Source organism: Cellulomonas sp. (assembly GCF_035634735.1).
Lineage (GTDB): Bacteria > Actinomycetota > Actinomycetes > Actinomycetales > Cellulomonadaceae > Cellulomonas.
The window spans coordinates 1-22,479 of sequence record NZ_DASQCJ010000084.1; the positions used below are offsets into that span (position 1 = coordinate 1).

18 protein-coding genes, 2 tRNA genes and 1 pseudogene are annotated in these 22,479 nt (G+C 73.2%); 13 read left to right on the plus strand and 8 right to left on the minus strand.

The annotated features are described in order from the left end of the window. From VER05_RS07705 to rpmH, 7 genes are all read right to left on the minus strand, one after another. A partial coding sequence (locus VER05_RS07705; RefSeq protein WP_414647582.1) for an AAA family ATPase occupies positions 1-770 on the minus strand: 770 nt, incomplete at its 3' end. Continuing rightward, positions 767-1,549 carry a 16S rRNA (guanine(527)-N(7))-methyltransferase RsmG gene (gene rsmG / locus VER05_RS07710; RefSeq protein WP_324844794.1) on the minus strand — a complete coding sequence of 261 codons (783 nt, stop codon included), beginning with the start codon at positions 1,547-1,549 and terminating at the stop codon, positions 767-769. The genes VER05_RS07705 and rsmG, both read right to left, overlap by 4 nt. A gap of 2,693 nt (positions 1,550-4,242) precedes the next feature. Beyond that, positions 4,243-4,755, minus strand: a complete 513-nt coding sequence (locus VER05_RS07715; protein WP_324844795.1) for a protein jag — start codon at positions 4,753-4,755, stop codon at positions 4,243-4,245. Positions 4,756-4,806: 51 nt separating this feature from the next. Then, positions 4,807-6,087 carry a membrane protein insertase YidC gene (gene yidC, locus VER05_RS07720; protein WP_324844796.1) on the minus strand — a complete coding sequence of 427 codons (1,281 nt, stop codon included), beginning with the start codon at positions 6,085-6,087 and terminating at the stop codon, positions 4,807-4,809. A 19-nt stretch (positions 6,088-6,106) separates the two neighbouring features. Then, positions 6,107-6,430 (minus strand): membrane protein insertion efficiency factor YidD, encoded by a 324-nt coding sequence (yidD, locus tag VER05_RS07725; RefSeq protein ID WP_324844797.1) that lies wholly within the window; start codon positions 6,428-6,430, stop codon positions 6,107-6,109. Continuing rightward, positions 6,427-6,807, minus strand: coding sequence for a ribonuclease P protein component (rnpA, locus tag VER05_RS07730; RefSeq protein ID WP_324844798.1), 381 nt, complete (start codon positions 6,805-6,807; stop codon positions 6,427-6,429). Before rnpA ends, yidD begins: the two co-directional genes overlap by 4 nt. A 13-nt stretch (positions 6,808-6,820) precedes the next feature. Further along, complete coding sequence (gene rpmH / locus VER05_RS07735) at positions 6,821-6,958, minus strand: 50S ribosomal protein L34 (protein ID WP_010849920.1); 138 nt, start codon at positions 6,956-6,958, stop codon at positions 6,821-6,823. A 497-nt stretch (positions 6,959-7,455) separates the two neighbouring features. Here rpmH and dnaA point away from each other — a divergent pair, with 497 nt between their 5' ends. The 12 genes and pseudogenes from dnaA (at position 7,456) to VER05_RS07795 (ending at position 20,584) form a co-directional block, all read left to right on the plus strand. Beyond that, positions 7,456-8,892 carry a chromosomal replication initiator protein DnaA gene (gene dnaA, locus VER05_RS07740; RefSeq protein ID WP_324844819.1) on the plus strand — a complete coding sequence of 479 codons (1,437 nt, stop codon included), beginning with the start codon at positions 7,456-7,458 and terminating at the stop codon, positions 8,890-8,892. A gap of 732 nt (positions 8,893-9,624) precedes the next feature. Continuing rightward, the gene (dnaN, locus tag VER05_RS07745; RefSeq protein WP_324844799.1) at positions 9,625-10,755 is read left to right on the plus strand and encodes a DNA polymerase III subunit beta; all 1,131 of its coding nucleotides are present in this window, start codon (positions 9,625-9,627) and stop codon (positions 10,753-10,755) included. A gap of 133 nt (positions 10,756-10,888) precedes the next feature. Beyond that, positions 10,889-11,851, plus strand: a pseudogene (gnd, locus tag VER05_RS07750) (phosphogluconate dehydrogenase (NAD(+)-dependent, decarboxylating)); the annotation flags it as partial. 10 nt (positions 11,852-11,861) lie between these two features. Continuing rightward, positions 11,862-13,124: a DNA replication/repair protein RecF gene (gene recF / locus VER05_RS07755; protein WP_324844800.1), complete on the plus strand. Its 1,263-nt coding sequence runs from the start codon at positions 11,862-11,864 to the stop codon at positions 13,122-13,124. Then, positions 13,114-13,731, plus strand: coding sequence for a DUF721 domain-containing protein (locus tag VER05_RS07760; RefSeq protein WP_324844801.1), 618 nt, complete (start codon positions 13,114-13,116; stop codon positions 13,729-13,731). Before recF ends, VER05_RS07760 begins: the two co-directional genes overlap by 11 nt. 277 nt (positions 13,732-14,008) lie before the next feature. Beyond that, positions 14,009-16,009, plus strand: a complete 2,001-nt coding sequence (gene gyrB, locus VER05_RS07765; protein ID WP_324844802.1) for a DNA topoisomerase (ATP-hydrolyzing) subunit B — start codon at positions 14,009-14,011, stop codon at positions 16,007-16,009. 72 nt (positions 16,010-16,081) lie between these two features. Continuing rightward, entirely contained in the window at positions 16,082-18,697 is a 2,616-nt protein-coding gene (gene gyrA, locus VER05_RS07770) for a DNA gyrase subunit A (RefSeq protein ID WP_324844803.1), read from the plus strand. After that, on the plus strand, positions 18,694-19,473 hold the full coding sequence (locus VER05_RS07775; protein ID WP_324844804.1) for a DUF3566 domain-containing protein: 780 nt from the start codon (positions 18,694-18,696) through the stop codon (positions 19,471-19,473). Before gyrA ends, VER05_RS07775 begins: the two co-directional genes overlap by 4 nt. A 69-nt stretch (positions 19,474-19,542) precedes the next feature. Next, positions 19,543-19,616: transfer RNA gene (locus tag VER05_RS07780), tRNA-Ile, on the plus strand. A 25-nt stretch (positions 19,617-19,641) separates the two neighbouring features. Continuing rightward, a complete protein-coding gene (locus VER05_RS07785) occupies positions 19,642-19,761 on the plus strand; it encodes a DLW-39 family protein (protein WP_324844805.1) in 120 nt (39 codons plus the stop codon). Between the two features lie 69 nt (positions 19,762-19,830). Beyond that, positions 19,831-19,906 (plus strand) — tRNA-Ala (locus tag VER05_RS07790). A 117-nt stretch (positions 19,907-20,023) separates the two neighbouring features. Next, positions 20,024-20,584 carry a hypothetical protein gene (locus VER05_RS07795; RefSeq protein ID WP_324844806.1) on the plus strand — a complete coding sequence of 187 codons (561 nt, stop codon included), beginning with the start codon at positions 20,024-20,026 and terminating at the stop codon, positions 20,582-20,584. Between the two features lie 140 nt (positions 20,585-20,724). On the opposite strand, the gene VER05_RS07800 is transcribed toward VER05_RS07795, so the two are convergent. Next, positions 20,725-21,654, minus strand: coding sequence for a hypothetical protein (locus VER05_RS07800; RefSeq protein WP_324844807.1), 930 nt, complete (start codon positions 21,652-21,654; stop codon positions 20,725-20,727). A 149-nt stretch (positions 21,655-21,803) separates the two neighbouring features. On the opposite strand from VER05_RS07800, the gene VER05_RS07805 reads away from it, so the two are divergent. Further along, on the plus strand, positions 21,804-22,346 hold the full coding sequence (locus VER05_RS07805; protein WP_324844808.1) for a peptidylprolyl isomerase: 543 nt from the start codon (positions 21,804-21,806) through the stop codon (positions 22,344-22,346). Positions 22,347-22,479 lie beyond the last annotated feature (133 nt).

Consider the following 22,479-nt stretch of genomic DNA (forward strand, 5'->3'; position numbering starts at 1 on the left):
TTGGTCCGGCCGTCGTACATGGTGAGCAGGATCGTCGACACGTGCAGGCCGCGGTTGAGGTGCGCCTGGATCAGCTCGATCGACTTGAGCAGCTGGCTCAGGCCCTCCAGCGCGTAGTACTCGCACTGGATCGGGATGAGCACCTCGTCGCCGACGACGAAAGCGTTGACCGTGAGCAGCCCCAGGCTGGGCGGGCAGTCCACGAGCACGTAGTCGATCCGGGGCTCGCCCCGGCGCTCCCGCTCCTCCAGGTACGCGTGCACCGCGTTCCGCAGCCGCGTCTCGCGCGCCACCATCGAGACCAGCTCGATCTCGGCGCCCGAGAGGTCGATCGTCGCCGGCGCGCACCAGAGGTTCGGCACGTCGGGGCTGGGGTACACCGCGTCGGCGAGCGGCGTCCCGTCCACCAGCACGTCGTACACCGAGGTCACGCCCGCGCGGTGGTCGACGCCGAGCGCGGTCGACGCGTTCCCCTGCGGGTCGTTGTCGATCACGAGGACGTGCAGGCCGGACTGCGCCAGCGCCGCCGCGAGGTTCACCGTGGTCGTGGTCTTGCCCACGCCGCCCTTCTGGTTGGCGACGGTGATGACCCGCGTCCGGTCCGGCCGCGGGAACGTGCGCCCGCGCAGCTCGATCCGGCGCCGCGCGTCCTGGCGCAGCTCCGCCATCAGCGGGGTGTCCTCGTCCGCGGGCGGCAGGCTCTCGACCAGCGCGGCGCGGCGCCGCTCGTCCGGGTCCTCGATCTCCCAGCGGCTCGGGTTCGTCGTCACGCGCCCTGTCCCTTCGTCGAGCGGCGCGGTCGGCGCGACCGGCCCTCCGTTCCACGTGAAACACGAGCGGCCTGGGGCGCGGTCGTCGGCGCCGTCCCGACGCTCGTCCGCGTCACGAGCACCACGCTGGTCGGCTCCAGCCCGGGCAGCGTCGGCGCGACCTCGATGGTGGCCGGGCCGCCGCCGAACCGCTCCCCCACCGCGACCGCGGCGTCGGCCTCGTCCCGCGCCCGGCCGCCCTTGAGCGCGACCAGGCGCCCACCGACGGCCAGCAGCGGCAGCGTCCAGGGGTACAGCTTGTCCAGCGCCGCCACGGCGCGGGCCGTGACGGCGTCCGCACGCAGCGTCCCGACCTGGTCCTCGGCGCGCCCGCGGACGACGCGCGCGTTCGACAGGCCGAGAGTCTGCACGACCTCCGTCAGCCAGTCGGTCCGGCGCTCCATCGGCTCCAGGAGCACGACCTCGGCGTCCGGGCGCATCGCGGCCACCACGATCCCCGGCAGCCCGGCCCCGCTGCCGACGTCCACGATCGTCCCGGTCTCCGGGAGGAAGGGCACCACGGCCGCCGAGTTGACCACGTGGCGCTCCCACAGCCGAGCGAGCTCGCGCGGGCCGACCAGCCCACGGAGAACGCCCTGGTCACGCAGCATGTCGTGGAACCCGTGCACGGCCGGCCAGGCCCGGCCGAAGTGCTCGGGCAGGCGGGGGTCGCCGTCCAGCGGGTCGGCGGGCGCGTCGGGGCGCTCGTCGTCGCGCGCGGGGGCGGACTCAGGCCGCACAGCACTCCCCTGGTCTCGGGATCGGGTGGTGCGCGGTGGGCCGGCTCGGAACCGGTGCGCACGTGATGCGTCTACGGTACCGCGCGGCTCCGACGCGGCCGCCGCACGCGGGGGTGTGGCGCGGTGGGTTCCACGTGGAACGGGCACGCCGGGGACGACGTGACTGGGCGACGGCCCGGGCGCTGCGCCGGGTTGTCTCCCGAGGCCATCCCGTCGAGGCGATGCGCTCGCCGGAACCCCCACAGCGCCGGGCGCATCGAGGGGCGCGGCTTGCACGTCGATCGACGGGAGCGCGGGTTCCAGGCAGAACGGCCAGGCGCGGCTCGTCCGCGGTCGACAGGCGCACGCGTTCCACGTGGAACACACCGGCGTGACTGGTCCGTCGATCGACAGGTGCACGCGTTCCACGTGGAACAGGCCGGCGTAGCTGGCTCGGTGATCGACGGGAGCACGTGTTCCACGAGGTACTGGCCGCTCGGACAGGCGCGGCTTGTCCACCCACCCGCGAGAGCACCGTTCCACGTGGAACTGCGCGTTCGGAGGGCGCGGATGTGCCCCGATCTGCGCGGCGCGCGTTCACCGTGGAACTAGGCGCGCGCGGAGGGGCGCCCTATCCGCCGGTGGACGCGCGCGCCCGTTCCTCATGGGACGGAGCGGCGCGGGTGCGGCGGTCGGGCGGGACCGGGGCGGCGCGCTCCGGGCGCGATCTGCGCGCATGGGCACGGCGCATCACGGCGCTGCATGGAGGGGCGGTCTCGCCCCGATCGTGCGTAGCGGCTGTTCCACGTGGAACGGAGTCGACGGTTGCGCGCGCCACGGGCGCTCGGGATGCCGCGCCCGGGCGACACGCCCTTCTGTGGCGCCGCGCCCGGGACGCCGATCTGTAGCGCCGCGCTCGGGATGCCCATCTGTGGCGCCGCACCCGCGCTGCACGCCCGACACTCGCGGCTCGTTTCCCGGCGCGCGCCAGGCCGACCGGAGACAGCACGTGTTCCACGCGCAACTGGATCGCCTTGAGCTGGCGACCCGGCCGGCCGTCGCGCCACGCACGGGCGGAGCACGCGTCGCGCCTCCAGGCAGAGGCCGTCGACGACGCGGACCAGCGCCGGCGGCCGCTCCACCTGGCACCGGGGCGTCGGAAGCGGGTGATGTCCGCGGCCACGTCACCAGGCCGCAGACGGGTACGCTGCGCGGTCGCGGTGCCACGCCCAGGCGGAGCACGCGCGCCATGCACACCTGAGCCGCCACGGTCCTCCCGCCGCGAGCTGTGAGAGGGCGCCTTCGACGGGGAGCCAGCGAGTCGGCCTGGACGGTCCTACCGGGGCGGCGGGAACTCCCATCCCTACCGGGCCGGGCGAGCGTCGAAGCCAACGCGTCGCGATCCTCGGGACGCGTCCCACCACCGATCTGGGGACGCGCCGACGCTCATGAGAGGAGGCGCCGCCGCACGCGCCGACCATCTCGACCACTCCCCCGCGGCCGGGCCGTGCACGACGTCGGACTCCTCCGCAGTGCCGGACCTGGCGCGACGCAGGACTCTTCCGCGGGGCCGAGTCGGGCATGACTGCGCCGTCCCCGGGCCGGAGTCGAGTCGCGGTGCGCCGGACGCGTCCCTCCCCCGGGCACCGCAGCCGCCGAGCGTGCGCCCGGAGTTCGTTCGGCAGTCGCGCGGGAATCGTGTCCGTCGGTGGTCCGGATGCAGTTCCACGTGAAACGAGGCAGCCCGCGCGTGCGGCGCCGACGCGCCCCTTCAGCCGCGATGGCGGGCCGGGGGCAGAATGTCCGCTACCGGTGCCTCCAATGCCGCCCGCCATCGACGTCCCGGCTGGCATCCGTGCGTGACCCGGATGCCCGTTCCACGTGCAACGACGCGCACCTCCGGGCAACGCGGGCACACAGCGCCTGCGGTGTGGTGCCGAGGCCAGCAGGTCCACGATCGGGACCGACGTGCGGGCCGCCGGCGACGCCGCCCGGGGCGCGTGCATGGCGCGGGTGCTGCGGCGCGTCCCCCGTGGGACACCGACCGCCCGGTGACCCGACCGGCCGGCGCCCGCCGCCCTGGGCCCCGCCGTTCCACGTACAACGACGTCTCCCCCGCGCCGCAACCCGCACCCGCACCCGCACCAGGACCTACCCGGGAAGCAGCTCACCTCGCATCCCAGCCCGCCTGAGCCGGGCCAGAGTCGGGCCCGTGGACCGACATGGCGAGGCCCCGTACGCCACGGGCGCCACCCTCGTCAGACACCCCGATCGATGTGCCCACCGTGGTGGTGACCGTTCCTTCCCGCGCACCCGCGCACCCGCGCACACTCGCGCACTCAGCCCCAGGCGAGCCGGGTCCTGCGACCGACACCGAGTGCCAGTCGTCTCCTCGGCCGCGGGCGTCCCACGGACCCCACCCGGCGGAAGACCGAGCCTCGGCCGACGAGCACCGCGCGCGACGCGACATCTGCGCCCGCGCACGCGCACGGCGGCCGCCCCGACCGCGCCCATGCACTCCACGGCGCGAGCGCCCCCGTCGGCGACCAGGGAGCCGTGTGGCAGTATCCGCACGCCTATTGCCTTTCCGCCGTTCGTTCGCCACGAAACGACTTCTCCCAGAGCCCCTGAGATCCGACTCCCCGACAGCACGAGAGGCCGGCCCCATCCGGGACCGGCCTCTCGTCGGCTCCTGCCGAACCGCGAAACGAACCTCAGCTCGCAGGCTTGACCACCACGTACCGCGCCGGCTCGACACCCTCCGAGTCGGAGGTCAGCCCGGCGGCCGCGACGGCGTCGTGCACGACCTTGCGCTCGAACGGGTTCATCGGGTCGAGCGACACGTCGGCGCCGGACGACCGCACCTGCGCGATCGCCTCCTCGGCCACCTTCACGAGCTCGGTCTTGCGACCGGCCCGGTACCCCGCGATGTCCAGCATCAGCCGGCTGCGGTCGCCGGTCTTCGCCTGGACCGCGAGCCGGGTCAGCTCCTGCAGGGCGTCGAGCACCTCGCCGTCCTCGCCGACCAGCTTCCGGAGGGCGCGCTCGGTGCCCTCCTCCGCCACGATCTCGACGGCCGCGCGGCCGTGGTCGACGTCGATGTCGATGTCGCCGTCCAGGTCGGCGATGTCGAGCAGCTCCTCGAGGTAGTCGGCCGCGATCTCGCCCTCCTCCTCGAGGCGGGTCACGGCGCCGGCCTCACCGGCTGCGTCGGTGGGAGTCGTCATGTGGGGCTCTCCTTGCTGGGAGGGTCGGGGTCGCGCCGGGGCGCGGAGGTCTCAGTCGTCGGTCGCGCTGCCCGACGGGGTCGAGCCGGGCCGGCTCTGCGCCGAGCCGCCGGCGCCCTGGCCGGTGCCGCTCCGCTTCTTCTTGCCCGCGGACGCCTGGCCGGAGCCCGCGCCGCCGGCGGGCTTGCCGCCCTGCGCGGCGCCCGACCCGGACGACCCGGCACCGGAGGCCTTACCCGCACCGCCCTTGGCACCGGCCGCGCTGCCGGAGCCGGACGCGGCAGCCTTCGCCGCACCGCCCGTCGCGCCCGAGGCCGCGCCCGTGCCGGACCCGGTCGCAGCACCCGGCGCGCCGGCGGGCCGCTGCTTCTTCGCGCGCGCCTTGCCCACGGGCTGCTGCCGCTGCCCGCTGACCGGCTTCTCCTCGATGGTGAGGGTGTCGGACTCCTCGATGCTCAGGCCCTTGTGCGAGGCCTTCTTCGCCTGGCGGGCCTTGAGCGCGGCCTCGGCCTGCGACCCCGGCGCCGGCATCCGGCGGATCGTGTAGAACTGCTGGCCCATCGACCACAGGTTGGTCGTGGTCCAGTAGATGAGGACACCGATCGGGAAGTTCACGCCGGAGAAGGCGAAGATCAGCGGGAAGACGTACATGAGCATCTTCTGCTGCTGCGCCATCGGGCCCTCGAGGGCGGCCGGCGGCATGTTCTTCATCGTGAGCTGGCGCTGCGTGAGGAACGTGGTCGCCGACATCGCGACGACGAGGATGACCGTGACCCAGCGGACGTTCGAGGCCGCGTCGCCGAACTGGGCCGCGTTCATGAACGTCGCCGACAGCGGGGCGCCGAGGATCGTGGCGCTCTCCGCCTGGGCGGCGAGGTCCTGGGTCAGCGGGCCGAGGTTCGGCCGTGGGTACGTGCCGTTCGCGAGCTGCGGCAGCGAGTTGAGCACCCGGAACAGGGCGAAGAAGATCGGCGACTGGGCCAGGATCGGCAGGCAGGACGAGAAGGGGTTCGTGCCGTGCTTGCGGTAGAGCTCCATGGTCTCGCGGCTCATGGCCTCGCGGGACGCCGGGTCGGTCTTGCCCTTGTACTTCGCCTGGATCTTCTTCATGTCCGGCGCGAGCATCTGCATGCCGCGGGACGCCTTGATCTGCTTGAAGAACAGCGGGATCAGGATGATCCGCATCACGATCACGAGGCCGACGATCGAGAAGCCCCACGCGGCGCCGCCGGCGGGGTCGAGGCCCAGCCACGTCAGCAGCGAGTGGAACTGGACCATGATCCAGGCGACAGCGACCATGATCGGGTACAGCAGGCCGTCGAACCAGCTCATCGGGGAACTCTCCAGGTGATCAGTGCGCGGAGGCGACCGCGCCGTGCGGGTGTCGACGGTGCGACCCCGCCGGTGGAACGTCGTCGACGCCGCCCGGGTTCCACGGGTTGCAGCGCAGGATCCGCCAGACGGCCAGCCGCGTGCCCCGGACGACGCCGTGCCGCTCGAGGGCGATCACGGCGTACGCGGAGCACGACGGGTAGAACCGGCACGTCGGCGGGGTGAGCGGGGACAGGAAACGCTGGTACCCGCGGATCAGCAGGACGAGCGCGCGGCGCGGCAGCCGCACGGTCGCGCGGAGCGCGCGGGCCACGGCGCCGGACTCGCCCCGCTCGGCGGTCATCGGGACGCACCTGCGCCGGGCGCGGTCCGTTCCGCTCGCCGGCGGGACGCGGTCCGCAGCGCCCCGTCGAGCTCGGCCCCGAGCGTGGCGTAGTCGGCCTCGGCGGCGGGCGCGAGCGCGCGCACCACCAGGTCGGCGTCCGCGGGCAGCGTGCCGAGACGCTCGGTGGCCAGGGCCCGGAGCCGCCGCTTGACCCGGTTGCGGGTCACGGCGTTGCCCACGCCCTTGGACACGACGAAACCGACCGCCGGACCAGGTCCGGGGTCGGTTCGCGTCACGAGGTGCACCACCAGCGTGTTGCGCCCGGCGCGCGCACCGCGGCGCACGGCCCGCTCGAAGTCGGCGGACCGGCGCATCCGGTGCGCGGCGGGCAGCACCGCGTCGGGTGGGTCAGGCCGACAGCTCGGCGCGACCCTTGCGCCGGCGGGCGGCGAGGATCGCGCGGCCGGCACGCGTCCGCATGCGCAGACGGAAGCCGTGGGTCTTGGCGCGACGCCGGTTGTTCGGCTGGAAGGTCCGCTTGCTCACGATGGTCTCCAAGTACTTCGCTACATCGGCCGACGTCCGGCCAGGTCTCGGTGCCCGTGCTCGACTGCTCCAGGTACCCACGTCATCGACGCGGCCGACGTCGGGGCACGCCAGCAGGAGCCATCTCAAGGCTGGTCAACGTTACGTCGCCCGCGCGCAGGGGTCAAACCGCGAGGCCCGCGGCCCCGCTCCGGCAGGGCGACCCCTCTCCCGCGCGCCCCGGTCGGCCACTAGCATCGTCCCCCGACGCGTTCCGCGGCGACCCGGTCCCCACCCCGTGGACAGAGCCGGCCGAGCCTGTGGACGACGCCGCACCAGAGGACCGGTCACGCCACGGCGAGCCCAGGATCCGGCGTGATCCACCGTCACGCACAGGTGTGGACAAGTCTGTGGACACGTCACCGGGGCGTGCGACACTCGACCACGCGACTCACGACGGCAGCGAGGTACAGGTGTCAGGACAGGACGATCAGCTCACGCAGGTCTGGTCGGCCGCGATGGCGCAGCTCGAGGTGAGCCCCGACATCACGCCGCGCCAGCTCGCCTTCGTGCGCCTGGCCAAGCCGCTCGGCCTGCTCGACGGGACGATGCTGCTCGCGGTCGGCAACGACCTCACCAAGGACTACCTGGAGACCCGGGTCCGCCAGGAGGTCTCGGACGCCCTGGCCGCGGCGCTGGGCCGGGAGGCCCGGTTCGCGATCACGGTCGACCCGTCGCTCGAGACCGGCGCGCCCGGGCTCGCGACGGCGCCGCCGGCCCGCGGGCCCGAGTCCGGCGCGACCCCGGTCGTGGCGCACGCCGCCACCGGCCACCCGAGCACCGGCGAGTCGGCGCAGGTCGAGCCGGCCCGCGCCGAGCCGTTCCGCCGCGAGCCCGCCGGGCCCACCCCGAGCGTCGAGCCCGCGCGGCTGAACCCGAAGTACCTGTTCGAGACCTTCGTCATCGGCTCGTCCAACCGGTTCGCGCACGCCGCGGCGGTCGCGGTGGCCGAGGCGCCGGCCAAGGCCTACAACCCGCTGTTCATCTACGGCGACTCGGGGCTGGGCAAGACCCACCTGCTGCACGCGATCGGGCACTACGCCCGGAACCTGTACCCCTCGGTGCGCGTGCGGTACGTGAACTCCGAGGAGTTCACCAACGACTTCATCAACTCCATCTCGGAGGGCAAGGCGGGGGCGTTCCAGCGCCGCTACCGCGAGGTGGACGTGCTCCTCATCGACGACATCCAGTTCCTGCAGGGCAAGGAGCAGACGATGGAGGAGTTCTTCCACACGTTCAACACCCTGCACAACGCCAACAAGCAGATCGTGCTGACGTCCGACCTGCCGCCCAAGCAGCTCAACGGCTTCGAGGACCGGATGCGCTCCCGGTTCGAGTGGGGCCTCATCACCGACGTCCAGCCGCCGGACCTCGAGACCCGCATCGCGATCCTCCGGAAGAAGTCGGCCAACGACAAGCTCCAGGCGCCGGACGACGTGCACGAGTACATCGCGTCGAAGATCTCGACCAACATCCGCGAGCTCGAGGGCGCGCTGATCCGGGTCACCGCGTTCGCGAACCTGAACCGGCAGCAGGTCGACCTCTCGCTGGCGGAGATCGTGCTCAAGGACCTGATCACCGACGACGACCAGGCGGACATCACCGCCACGGCCGTCATCGGGCAGACCGCGGCGTACTTCGGCCTGACGATCGAGGACCTCTGCGGCTCGTCACGGTCCCGCGTGCTGGTGACGGCCCGGCAGATCGCGATGTACCTGTGCCGGGAGCTCACCGACCTGTCGCTGCCCAAGATCGGCCAGGCGTTCGGCGGCCGCGACCACACCACGGTGATGCACGCGAACCGCAAGATCCGCGAGCTCATGGCCGAGCGCCGCTCGATCTTCAACCAGGTCACCGAGCTGACCAACCGGATCAAGCAGGAGAGCCGCGGCTGACCCCCGCCCGGCGTCCCGCAGGACCACCGACGACCCGCCCCGGCACCGGCCGGCGGCGGGTCGTCGTGCTCTGGTGCCCGCAGGGCGCAGGAATCAGGCCTGGGACGAATGTGCACACCTGTGGACACGTCTGTGGAAACCGGTGGACGACCCCCAGGATTCGTGTGGACGGATCCTGCGGTCGCGGTGGACGGAGAAGGACGCCTGGAGCACTGTCCACGTCCGGCCGCGTCGTCCCCAACCGGTCCACAGCCGCCGTGCACACGCGTCTCGATGGCCTGACCAGCGCGAACACCCGCAATCCCCAGAGTGCACAGAAGCGACGATGACGACGACCGATCCCTAGGAGAGAGATCCACAGCCCGTCAATGCCCTGCCGGGCCGACCGGTGACCGGTGACCGACCGGACCAGCCGGCGTGCCCCCGGGAGACGGCACGCCGAGGACGGGACGGCCTGTGCACGACCTCCGGGGCCCGGAATCGTTCGCCCAGCGCCGTCGTGCGCGGCGTGCTCCCGGACGGACCGCCCGGCGGCGACGCCGGCGCCCCGCTCTCGTGCCCTCCAGGCGAACGTTCCGGGCCCCTCGGACCCGTCCACAGGGCGTCCCGGCTTCGGTACCGGAGCCCTGGTCACTCGCGTAGTGTTCGGGGCGACCCCTGCCCTCCCACGGCCGGGGTCGTTCAGCACCGCGCACGGGATCCCCGCGATCCCCCAGACCGAGAGGGTGGGGCATGAAGTTCCGCGTCGAACGTGACGTCCTCGCAGAAGCCGTCACGTGGATCGCTCGCAGCCTGCCCACCCGCCCGCCGGTCCCGGTGCTCGCCGGCGTCCGCATCGAGGCCGAGGCCGACGGCACGCTCCGCCTGGCCTCCTTCGACTACGAGGTGTCGGCGCGCTCCGAGATCCCCGCGGACGTGAGCGAGCCGGGCACCGTGCTGGTCTCGGGCCGCCTCCTCGCCGAGATCTCCCGCGCGCTGCCGAACAAGCCGGTCGACGTGCAGCTCGACGGCACCAAGGTGTCCGTCACCTGCGGCGCCAGCCGGTTCACGCTGCTCACGATGCCGGTCGAGGACTACCCGCAGCTGCCGGCCATGCCGGCGCTCACGGGCACGGTCGACGGCGACGAGATGACCCGGGCGGTCGCCCAGGTGACGGTCGCCGCCAGCCGCGACGACACCCTCCCCCTGCTGACCGGCGTCCGCGTCGAGATCGAGGGCGAGAAGGTCACGCTGCTGGCGACGGACCGCTACCGCCTCGCGCTGCGCGAGCTCCGCTGGCACCCGTCGGACCCGGGCGTCTCCGAGGTCGCGCTGGTGCGCGCGCGCACCCTCTCGGACGCCGCGAAGTCCCTCGGCGCCTCCGGCTCGGTCAACGTCGGCCTCGCCACGGGCCAGGGCGTCGACCTCATCGGCTTCGAGGCCGGGGGCCGGCACACCACGTCCCTGCTCGTCGACGGCGACTACCCGGCCGTGCGCCGGCTGTTCCCGGACGAGTCCCCCATCCACGCCGTGGTGAACACCCAGCTGCTGGCGGACGCCGCCAAGCGCGTCGCGCTCGTCGCGGAGCGGAACACCCCGATCCGCCTGACGTTCACCGACGGCCAGGTCGTCCTCGACGCCGGCCAGGGCGACGACGCGCAGGCGTCCGAGGCGCTCGAGGCCACGCTCGTCGGCGAGGACATCGCGGTGGCGTTCAACCCGCAGTTCCTGCTCGACGGGCTGGGCGCCCTGACGACGTCGTTCGTGCGCCTGTCGTTCACGCACCCGAACAAGCCGGTCGAGTTCACGGGCCAGGAGTCGCTGGAGGGCGAGGACCTCAAGGAGTACCGCTACCTCCTGGTCCCCATCCGCTTCGCGTCCTGACCCCGGGGCGCGCCGGTCCCGGCCGGCGCGCACCCGGGTGTGACCTGCGAGACGAGCCCACCGGTCGTCAGCACCCACGTCGCAGCAGGAGAATGGCGGGCGACAAGGACGCCGCGGGACGCGAAGCCGTCCCCGCGGCGGTCGGGCGAGGAGAGGTGGAGCGATGCGGATCGGCCTGGTGGGTCTGGGCAGGATGGGCGCGAACATGCGCGACCGGATGCGGAACGCGGGGATCGAGGTCACCGGCTACGACCGGAACCCCGAGGTCTCCGACGTCGCGTCGCTGGCCGAGCTCGTCGAGGCGCTGCCCGCCGGCGAGCGCGTCGTGTGGGTCATGGTCCCGGCGGGCGCCGTCACGCACTCCGTGATCGAGGAGCTCGGCGGCCTGCTGGCCGAGGGCGACCTGGTGATCGACGGCGGCAACTCGTACTTCGGCGACGACAGGGGCCACGCCGAGCAGCTCGGCGCCAAGGGCGTCCACTTCGTCGACGTCGGCGTCTCCGGCGGCGTCTGGGGCCTGGCCAACGGCTACGGCCTCATGGTCGGCGGCGACCAGGCCCAGGTCGAGCGGGTCATGCCGGTCTTCGACGCGCTGCGTCCCGAGGGCCCGCGGGAGGAGGGCTTCGTGCACGCGGGCGAGGTCGGCGCCGGCCACTACGCGAAGATGGTGCACAACGGCATCGAGTACGGCCTCATGCAGGCGTACGCCGAGGGCTACGAGCTGCTCGCCGCGAAGGACATCGTCACCGACGTCGCCGGCACCATGAAGGCCTGGCAGCGCGGCACCGTCGTCCGCTCTTGGCTGCTCGAGCTCCTGGTCAAGGCGCTCGAGGAGGACCAGGCGTTCGAGGCGATCGACGACTGGGTCGCCGACTCGGGCGAGGGCCGGTGGACCGTGGACGAGGCGATCGAGGCCGCCGTGCCGCTGCCGGTCATCACGGCCGCGCTGTTCGCCCGGTTCCAGTCCCGCCAGGAGCAGTCCCCCGCGATGAAGGCGGTCGCGGCGCTGCGCCAGCAGTTCGGCGGCCACGCGGTGAAGGCCGCGGGCGCCCCGATCTCCGGCGACGCCCCGTCCGGCGTGCGCTCGGAGGGCTGACGCCCCGCCGATGTACGTCTCGCACCTGTCCCTGACGGACTTCCGGTCGTACCACCAGGTCGACCTCACCTTCGAGCCGGGGATCACCGCGCTCGTCGGGCCGAACGGGCAGGGCAAGACCAACCTCGTCGAGGCGATCGGCTACGTCTCGACGTTCAGCAGCCACCGCGTGCCGACCGACGCCCCGCTCGTGCGAGCCGGGGCGTCGGCGGCGGTGGTGCGCTCGCGCATCGTGCGCGCGCAGGACGACGGCTCCGAGCGGGCGCTGGTCATCGAGGCGCAGCTCGGCTCGGGCCGGTCGAACCGCGTGAAGCTCAACGGCGCCCCGTCCCGGGCCCGCGACGTGGTCGGCGCGCTGCGCTCGGTGCTGTTCGCGCCCGAGGACCTGGCCCTGGTCAAGGGCGACCCGGACGGCCGGCGGCGGTTCGTGGACGAGCTCGCGGTGCAGGTGACGCCCCGGCTCGCGGGGGTCTTCTCCGAGTACGACCGGGTCGTCAAGCAGCGGACCGCCCTGCTCAAGTCGGCGGCCGGGTTCCGCGGCTCCCGGTCGAACCTCGACCTCAGCACCCTCGACGTCTGGGACGCCAAGCTCGCCGAGCTCGGCGCGCACGTGATCGTCGCCCGGCAGGCCGTGGTCGCCGCGCTCGACCCGTACGTCTCCGACGCGTACGAGCGGGTCAGCGACGGCCAGGGCGCCGCGCAGGTGGGCTACCGGTCGTCGCTCGCCGCGGCGCTGGCCGGCGCGGACGCCGACCGGGACACGCTGCCACCCGCCGCCGGACCGGCCCAGCCCGGCGCCGACTCCGCCACGCCCGCCCGCGCCGTCGAGGCGCAGATGCTCGAGGCGCTGTCCCGGGTCCGGCCCAAGGAGCTCGAGCGCGGGGTCTGCCTGATTGGGCCGCACCGCGACGACCTGGTGCTGACGCTCGGCGACCTGCCCGCGAAGGGGTACGCGAGCCACGGCGAGTCCTGGTCGGTCGCCCTCGCGCTGCGACTCGCGTCCTACGAGCTGCTGACCCACGGCCCGCGCGCCGGCACCACCGAGGACGCGGCGCAGCTCTGGGTCGCCGACTCCGGCCCGGACGGCGAGCCGGTGCTCATGCTGGACGACGTGTTCGCCGAGCTCGACGCGAAGCGGCGCGAGCGGCTGGCCGCCATGGTGGCCGGCGCGCGGCAGGTGTTCGTCACGGCGGCGGTCCCGGGCGACGTGCCCGAGGCGCTGGCCGGCTCCCGCTACGACGTGCTGGCGTCGGAGGTCGCCCGTGTCGCCTGAGGACGCCACCTCCCGCCCGGGTGCCGACGACGCCGCCCCCGCGCCGGGCCCGGACGCCGGCGACGCCGCGTCGTTCGACCCCGCGGTCCCCGTGTCCGAGCAGCTCGAGGTCACGCCCGCCGCCCAGATGGCGCGCCTGTCGCTCGCCCGGTTCCGCTCCGTGGCCCGGTCGAAGGGCTACCGCCCGGGCCAGGCGCCCCGCGGCCGCTCGCCGCTGTCCCCCGCCGAGCTCGGCGGCGCCGGCGTGCACCCCCGCGACCCCCTGACGGTGTCGGCGACGATGGCCGCGCTGTTCCGGGACCGCGGCTGGGTGCAGGAGGTGTCCGTCGGCGGGGTCGTCGGCCGATGGCGCGAGGTCGTCGGCGACCAGATCGCCGACCACTGCACGCCGGAGACGTTCGCCGAGGGGGTCCTGGTGGTCCGCACCGACTCCTCCGCGTGGGCGCAGCAGCTCAAGATGCTCGCGCCGCAGCTGGTGCGCCGGATGGCGGAGGACGTGGGCGAGGGCGTGGTCAAGGACGTCCGGGTGCTCGGCCCGCAGGGCCCGGGGTTCGGCAAGGGGCGCCGTTCCGTCAAGGGCCGGGGGCCCCGGGACACCTGGGGCTGACCGGACGGCGCCCGCCCCGCGCGACGGCGCGCCGGACGCGGTCCACAGGCGGACCCGTAAACAGGGGTTTCCGGCGCGGCGCCGGGTACACTGGGAATCGACATCTCTGGCGCGTCTGCGCCGGTCCAGGACGCACGATCTCCGTCGTCGTGGAGTGATCCGCCCTCCCGCCCGGAGGACGGGCGCCTCCGCCGCGTGTGAGAACTGAGGAGCACCACCGCCCGTGGCTGATCTGAGCCCCTCCACCGGACCTGACTCCTCCGCACCCGGGGGGACGGTGAACGGGACTCCCGCCTACGACGCGTCCGCGATCACCGTGCTCGAGGGCCTCGAGGCGGTCCGCAAGCGTCCCGGCATGTACATCGGCTCCACCGGCGAGCGCGGCCTGCACCACCTCGTCTACGAGGTCGTCGACAACTCGGTCGACGAGGCCCTCGCCGGTTACTGCGACCACATCGAGGTCACGCTGCTGGCCGACGGCGGCGTGCGCGTCGTCGACAACGGCCGCGGCATCCCGGTCGCGATCCACCCCACGGAGGGCAAGCCGACCGTCGAGGTCGTCATGACGATCCTGCACGCGGGCGGCAAGTTCGGCGGCGGCGGCTACGCGGTGTCGGGCGGCCTGCACGGCGTCGGCATCTCCGTGGTGAACGCGCTCTCGACCCGGGTGCAGACGGTCGTGAAGCGCGACGGCTTCGCCTGGGAGATGGACTTCGCCGACGGCGGCAAGCCGGCCAGCGAGCTCCGCAAGGGCGAGGCGACCACCGAGACCGGCACGTCGCAGACGTTCTGGGCGGACCCCGGCATCTTCGAGACGGTCGAGTTCGACTTCGAGACGCTGCGGTCCCGGTTCCAGCAGATGGCGTTCCTCAACAAGGGCCTGCAGATCTCGCTCACCGACGAGCGTCCGCAGCACGGCGACACCGAGGACGAGGTCGCGGGCGACGACACCCCGGCCGCCGACGTGCCGGCCGCGCGCACCGTCACCTACAAGTACGACGGCGGCCTCGTCGACTACGTGAAGCACCTCAACTCGGCCAAGAAGGTCGACCTGGTGCACCCCGAGGTCATCGACTTCGAGGCCGAGGACACCGAGCGCAAGCTCTCGCTCGAGGTCGCGATGCAGTGGACCAGCGCCTACTCGGAGTCGGTGCACACCTACGCGAACACGATCTCGACCACCGAGGGCGGCACGCACGAGGAGGGCTTCCGCGCCGCGATGACCTCGCTGGTCAACCGCTACGCGCGCGACAAGGGCATCCTCAAGGAGAAGGACGACAACCTCACCGGCGACGACATCCGCGAGGGCCTGACCGCCGTCGTGTCGATCAAGCTCGGCGAGCCGCAGTTCGAGGGCCAGACCAAGACCAAGCTCGGCAACACGGAGGCCAAGACCTTCGTCCAGCGCGTGGTCAACGAGCAGTTCGGCGACTGGCTCGACTCGCACCCGAACGAGGCGCGCGACGTCATCCGCAAGGCGATCCAGGCCTCCCAGGCCCGGCTCGCGGCCCGCAAGGCGCGCGAGGCGACCCGGCGCAAGGGCCTGCTCGAGTCCAACTCGATGCCCGGCAAGCTCAAGGACTGCCAGTCCAACAACCCCGCCGAGTGCGAGGTGTTCATCGTCGAGGGCGACTCGGCCGGCGGCTCCGCCGTGCGCGGCCGCAACCCGCAGACGCAGGCGATCCTCCCGATCCGCGGCAAGATCCTCAACGTCGAGCGGGCGCGGCTCGACCGCGCGCTCGGCAACGCCGAGGTCCAGGCGCTGATCACGGCGTTCGGCACCGGCATCGGCGAGGACTTCGACCTCTCCAAGCTGCGGTACCACAAGATCGTGCTCATGGCCGACGCCGACGTCGACGGCCAGCACATCCGGACGCTGCTGCTCACGCTGCTCTACCGGTACATGCCGGAGCTGATCCTCAAGGGTCACGTCTACATGGCGCAGCCGCCGCTGTTCCGGATCAAGTGGTCGAACGCGCCGCACGACTACGTGTACTCGGACCGCGAGCGGGACGCCGTGCTCGCCGACGGCCAGGCCAACGGCAAGCGGATCCCCAAGGACAACGGCATCCAGCGGTACAAGGGTCTGGGCGAGATGGACTACTCGGAGCTGTGGGAGACCACCATGGCGCCGGAGCACCGCACCCTGCTGCAGGTCACGCTCGACGAGGCGGCCGCGGCGGACGAGATCTTCTCGGTGCTCATGGGCGAGGACGTCGAGTCCCGCCGCTCGTTCATCCAGCGCAACGCGCGCGACGTGCGGTTCCTGGACATCTGACCGCGCCCGACCCTCCGCACGACCCCGGCGCACGCCGCGCGCCGGGTCCGTCCCACCGAAGGACCCTGACCTGTGACTGAGCTGACCGGCGACAACATCGAGCACGGCCGCATCGACCAGGTGGACCTGCAGCTCGAGATGCAGCGGTCCTACCTGGACTACGCGATGGCCGTCATCGTGGGCCGCGCGCTCCCGGACGTCCGCGACGGCCTCAAGCCGGTGCACCGCCGCGTCCTGTACGCCATGTACGACGGCGGCTACCGGCCCGACCGGCAGTTCTCCAAGTGCTCGCGCGTCGTCGGCGACGTCATGGGCAAGTACCACCCGCACGGCGACACGGCGATCTACGACGCTCTGGTCCGCCTGGTGCAGGACTGGTCGCTGCGCTACCCGCTGGTCGCCGGCCAGGGCAACTTCGGCTCCCCCGGCGACGACCCGGCCGCCGCCCCGCGGTACACCGAGTGCAAGATGGCGCCGCTCGCCATGGAGATGGTCCGGGACATCGACGAGGACACCGTCGACTTCCAGGACAACTACGACGGCCGCACCCAGGAGCCGTCGATCCTGCCGTCCCGGTTCCCGAACCTGCTGGTCAACGGCTCCGCCGGCATCGCCGTCGGCATGGCGACCAACATCCCGCCGCACAACCTGCGCGAGGTCGCCGAGGGCGTCCGCTGGCACCTGGACAACCCCGAGGCGTCCAAGGAGGAGCTGCTCGCCGCGCTGCTCACCCGCGTGAAGGGCCCCGACTTCCCCACCGGCGCCACGATCCTCGGCCACCGGGGCATCGAGGAGGCGTACCGGACCGGCCGCGGCTCCATCACGATGCGCGCGGTCGTCGAGGTCGAGGAGATCCAGGGCCGGATCTGCCTCGTCGTCACCGAGCTGCCGTACCAGGTCAACCCGGACACCCTGGCCAAGAAGATCGCCGACCTGGTCCGGGAGAACCGGGTCCAGGGCATCGCGGACATCCGCGACGAGACCTCGGGCCGCACCGGCCAGCGCCTGGTCATCGTGCTCAAGCGCGACGCCGTCGCCAAGGTCGTGCTGAACAACCTGTACAAGCACACCCAGCTGCAGGACACGTTCGGCGCCAACATGCTCGCGCTGGTCGACGGCGTGCCCCGCACGCTCAGCCTGGACGCCTTCATCCGGCACTGGACGACCCACCAGCTCGACGTCATCGTCCGGCGGACGAGCTTCCGGCTGCGCAAGGCCGAGGAGCAGATCCACATCTACCGCGGCTACCTCAAGGCGCTCGACGCGCTGGACGAGGTCATCGCGCTCATCCGCCGCTCCCCCGACGCCGACGAGGCGCGCACCGGCCTGATGGCCCTCCTGGACATCGACGAGGTCCAGGCGAACGCGATCCTCACGCTGCAGCTGCGCCGCCTGGCCGCCCTCGAGCGCCAGCGCATCCTCGACGAGTACGCGAAGCTCGAGCAGGAGATCCTCGGCTACCGGGAGATCCTCGCGTCCCCCGAGCGCCAGCGCGGCATCGTCCGCGAGGAGATGGACGAGATCGTCGACAAGTACGGCGACGAGCGCCGCACGACGATCCTGCCGTTCGACGGCGAGGTGTCGGTCGAGGACCTCATCGCCGAGGAGGAGATGGTCGTCACCATCACCCGCGGCGGCTACGCCAAGCGGACCCGCTCGGACAACTACCGCGCCCAGCGCCGCGGCGGCAAGGGCGTGCGCGGCGCGCAGCTGCGCGAGGACGACATCGTCGACCACTTCTTCGTGACGACGACGCACCACTGGCTGCTGTTCTTCACCAACCTGGGCCGCGTCTACCGCGCCAAGGCGTACGAGCTGCCCGAGGGCGGCCGCGACGCCAAGGGCCAGCACGTCGCGAACCTGCTGGCGTTCCAGCCGGGCGAGAAGATCGCCCAGGTCCTGGACCTGCGGGACTACGAGCAGGCCGAGTTCCTGGTGCTCGCCACCAAGCGCGGCCTGGTCAAGAAGACCCGGCTGGCGGAGTACGACTCCAACCGGTCCGGCGGCGTCATCGCGATCAACCTGCGCGAGGACGAGGACGGCCTGCCCGACGAGCTGGTCTCGGCCCGCATCGTCGACTCGGTCAACGACCTGATCCTGGTGTCCCGCAAGGGTCAGTCGCTGCGGTTCACCGCGACCGACGAGGCGCTGCGCCCCATGGGCCGCGCGACCTCCGGCGTCACCGGCATGAAGTTCCGCGCCGACGACGAGCTGCTCGCGATGGACGTCGTCCGCGAGGAGGCGTTCCTGTTCACGGTGACGCAGGGCGGCATCGCCAAGCGCACCGCGCTCACCGTGGAGAACTACCGCGTCCAGGGCCGCGGCGGCCTCGGCATCAAGGTCGCCAACCTGCCCGAGGCGAACGGCGACCTGGTCGGCGCGCTGGTCACGGACGCGGACGACGAGGTGCTGGTCATCATGGAGCGCGGCAAGATCGTCCGCTCCGCCACCTCCGAGGTGAACGCCACCGGCCGCACGACGCAGGGCGTCATCTTCGCCAAGCCCGACAACGGGGACCGGATCATCGCCGTCGCGCGGAACATCGAGCGTCACCTCGGTGACGAGGCGGGTACCGTGGGTGAGACGGGCGAGCCGGACGTGACCACGTCCGCGGCCCTCGAGGACACCAGCGCCACCACAGCTCCGGACGCCCCGGTGGCTGACGAGACCTCCGAGGAGGACGCGTGAGCGACACGCCTCCGTCGATCCCGCCCCGCAAGGGCGACGCCGGCGACAAGCCCACCGGCCGCACGGCGACCGAGCAGGCCGAGCGCGGGTCCGCGCCGGCCGCCCAGGCGCCCGCGGCCAAGGGCCAGGCCGCCAAGGGCCCCGCCGCCAAGGCGCCCGCCGCGTCCAGCCCCGCCACGAAGGCGACCCCGGCCGCCTCGGGCGCCCCGGCGCGCACGTCCGCCGCAGCGACGACCACGACGCAGGAGCCGGTCCGTCCGGCCTCGTCCGGCGGGTCGTCGACGTCGGGCGCGGCGTCCGGCGCCGCCGCGGGTGCCGCGGCCGGTTCCGCCGCGGGCGCGGCCAAGGCCGGCTCCGGCAAGGCGTCGACCGCCACCGCCGCGCGGCCCTCCGGGACCTCGGCGCTCGGTGGCTCCGGCCCGCGCCGGGTGCGGCTCGCGATCTCGCGGGTCGACCCGTGGTCGGTCATGAAGCTGTCGTTCCTCATGTCCGTCGCGATCGGCATCATGATCGTCGTCGCCACGGCCGTCGTGTGGATCACGCTCGACTCGCTGCACGTGTTCGCGACGATCAACGACCTCGTGACCGAGATCCTGGCCGACTCGAACATCGACCTCATGCAGTACGTCGAGTTCGACCGGGTGCTGTCGATCGCCACGCTGGTCGCCGTCGTGGACATCTTCCTCATCACCGCGCTCGCCACCATCGGCGCGTTCCTGTACAACATCACGGCCGCGCTGGTCGGCGGCGTGCACGTCACGATGACGGACGAGTGACCCCCGGTTTGGGCGGGACGCCCCGGCTGGGGTAGTCTCGTCCGGCACGCCAGCACGCTGGTGTGCGGAGGGCCTATAGCTCAGACGGTTAGAGCGCTTCCCTGATAAGGAAGAGGTCAGAGGTTCAAGTCCTCTTAGGCCCACTCCCGAAGCCCCGTGGAGGAATCCATGAAGAAGCTGCTGCTCCTCGCGGCGGTCGCCGCCGCGGGTTACGTCCTCTGGACGCGGTACGCCGCGGAGCGCGACGACCGCGACCTGTGGGCCGAGGTCACCGACCCGGTCGAGTAGTCCTCCGCTCCTCTCCGCCGCCGGCAGCGCGGCCGGAACCCGGTCGTCCGCCCGCGGGCGCGGCCGCTCGGGGCCATGGCGCAATTGGTAGCGCACCTGCTTTGCAAGCAGGGGGTTAGGGGTTCGAGTCCCCTTGGCTCCACCACAGATCCTCCCCCGTCCGCGCGCGCGGAACCCGCCCGCGGGACGCCGACCCGCCGCTAGCGTGGGCGTCCCGCCGCCGAGGAGCAGCCCCGGCGCTTGACGCTGTGGGAGCCCGTGCGTGACCGACCAGCCGCCTCTCTCCGCGCCCGGCGACGCCGCGCCGGCCGCGGGTGCCGGGGCCGCGCGACACCCGGAGCAGCGCCCGGCGCGCGACCGGTGGTCGCTCGCCTCCGCGGACGCGTGGACCGTCGTCGGCAGGTGCCAGGCGATCCTGCTCGGCCTGGTGCTCCTGCTCGGGGCCGTCGGTGTGGCGTCCGACGTCGCGACCGGCGGCGGCGGTCAGGCGATCACGAGCATCGCCTGGATCGGTGGTCTCGCCTGGCTCGTCCACGCCCTGGCGACGCTCGTGGTGGGCTACCCGGTCGGGGTCGCGGTGAGCCGGCTGCTGCCCCCGGACGTGTCCTGGCCCGGGGCGACAGCGGCGTACGCGCTCGCCGGCGCCGCGTGCGGTGCCGGCGTGGTGCTGGTCCTGGGCGGGCTCGCGGACGCCCCCTTCCCGGCAGCGCCGTGGGCAGGCCTGGGCGCGGTCGTCGCCGCCGGGGCCCGGGCGTGGGCGCACCCGGCGATCCGCCGTCGCCACGCGGCCGCTGCAGGCCCGGGCGGCGCCGTGCGGGGCTGACCCGCCCGGGGACCGCGTCGGTCGCCGCGCGCTGGTCTCCGTACCGGCCGCCCGTACCGGCCCCCGCACCGCTGCCCGCGCACGACGACGGCCCGGCACCCTCGCGGGGCCGGGCCGTCGTCGTGGCGCGCCGGTGGGGCTCAGGCGGTCGGGGAGCCCTCGTCGGTACCCGTGGTGCCCGTCGTGCCCTCGGCGGCCGTGTCCGGCTTCTTCGGCGCCGCGCGGCGCGGGGTCGCCTTCTTGGCGGCCTCGGTGACCTTCTCGGTCGCCTCGGCCACGCGCTCCTCGGCGGCCTCACGGACCTCCGCGACGCGCTCGGCGGCCTTGTGCGTCGCCTCGCGGCCCCGGGCCACGGCCTCGCCGGCGGCCTGGCCGACCGCGTCGGCGGCGTCGCCCGCGCGGGCCCGCAGCTGGTCCGCGGCGGGGGCCTCGGGCTCCCACGGCTCGGCCCACGGGTCGGTCGTCGTCCGCGAGCGGGTCCAGGCGAACACGGCGGCGCCCGCGCCGAGGATCGTCGCGAACAGGAAGAAGCGCTTGGCACCCTTGTGCTGCTTCTTCTCGGCCTGCTTCGCCGCGGCGGCGGCCGCAGCGGCGGCGGCAGCGGCGCGGGCCTTCTTCTTGCCCGCCTCCTTGTCCGCGACGTGCTCGACGGCGGAGCCGGCGCGCTCGGCGGCCTCGTTCACGGCCTGCACGAGCTTGGGCAGCAGGTCGTCGACGAGCTTGTCGTGCGCGGTGTCGATGACCGGGCTCGCCTTCTCGGCGGCCTTCTCCACGCGCGGCGCCGCCGCCTTGACGCTCTCCTTGTAGAGGTGGTCGATCCGCGGGATGAGCCACTCGACGGCCGCCTCCACGCGGGGCTGCGTCCACTCGACCGCCTGGCCGGCTGCGCCCTTGGCGAGGACGGCGGCCTCGCCGGCCTGCACCTTCGCGGTGGCCGCGAGCTTGCCGGCGCCCTCGGCGGCCTTGCTGCCCGCGTCCGCGAGGGCTGCGGCGGCCTGGCCCTTGAGGCGCTCGGACGTCAGGTGGTCGGTGACGGCTTCGATCTTGCTCCGTCGGGTCAGGAAGGCCATGTCCACACTCTCCTGCTCGGGCTGGTCAGGTGGCTCCCCACTCTGCCACCGTCCGGCCTCCCGCGCAGGTGGCAGCGCTGTGTTCGTCCGGGGAGAACACCGCTTCCTCACCCGGCCGACCCACACGTCCGCGTGACAGGATGGCGGGCATGCACGCGACCCTGCACACGAACCGTGGCGACATCCGCCTGGAGCTCTTCGAGAACCACGCCCCGAAGACCGTGGAGAACTTCCGCGGCCTCGCGACCGGTGAGAAGGAGTGGACCGACCCGGCGACGGGCGAGCCGCGCACCGGCGCCCCCCTGTACGACGGGGTCATCTTCCACCGCGTCATCGACGGCTTCATGATCCAGGGCGGTGACCCGCTCGGGCGTGGGACCGGCGGCCCCGGCTACACCTTCGACGACGAGATCCACCCCGAGCTGCGGTTCTCCGAGCCGTACCTGCTCGCGATGGCCAACGCCGGCCTCCGCCGCGACCCGATCACGGGCCAGGTGGGCGGCACGAACGGCTCGCAGTTCTTCATCACCGTGACCGAGACGCCGCACCTCAACGGCAAGCACACCATCTTCGGCAAGGTCGTCGACGCGGAGAGCCGCGCCGTCGTGGACGCGATCGCGACCACCCGCACCCGCCCGGGCGACCGCCCGGTCGAGGACGTGGTGATCGAGTCGGTCTCGTTCGAGTCCTGACGCCTCGATGACCCAACCGCAGCCGGGCCCTGCGCCCACACCCCCGCCCGTCTGCCCGCGGCACCCCGACCGCATCGCCTACGTGCGGTGCCAGCGGTGCGGCCGGCCGACCTGCCCGGAGTGCCAGCGCCCG

Bases quoted from the DNA above. Each gene is read 5' to 3' on its own strand.
- yidC (WP_324844796.1), bottom strand. From the start codon at position 6,087: ATGAGCTGGTTCGACGGCCTGCTGTACCCGATCATGGTCGCTGTCGCC.
- VER05_RS07715 (WP_324844795.1), bottom strand. From the start codon at position 4,755: ATGACGACTCCCACCGACGCAGCCGGTGAGGCCGGCGCCGTGACCCGC.
- VER05_RS07800 (WP_324844807.1), bottom strand. From the start codon at position 21,654: ATGGCCTTCCTGACCCGACGGAGCAAGATCGAAGCCGTCACCGACCAC.
- dnaN (WP_324844799.1), top strand. From the start codon at position 9,625: ATGAAGTTCCGCGTCGAACGTGACGTCCTCGCAGAAGCCGTCACGTGG.
- recF (WP_324844800.1), top strand. From the start codon at position 11,862: ATGTACGTCTCGCACCTGTCCCTGACGGACTTCCGGTCGTACCACCAG.
- VER05_RS07785 (WP_324844805.1), top strand. From the start codon at position 19,642: ATGAAGAAGCTGCTGCTCCTCGCGGCGGTCGCCGCCGCGGGTTACGTC.
- dnaA (WP_324844819.1), top strand. From the start codon at position 7,456: ATGGCGCAGCTCGAGGTGAGCCCCGACATCACGCCGCGCCAGCTCGCC.
- VER05_RS07805 (WP_324844808.1), top strand. From the start codon at position 21,804: ATGCACGCGACCCTGCACACGAACCGTGGCGACATCCGCCTGGAGCTC.
- yidD (WP_324844797.1), bottom strand. From the start codon at position 6,430: ATGACCGCCGAGCGGGGCGAGTCCGGCGCCGTGGCCCGCGCGCTCCGC.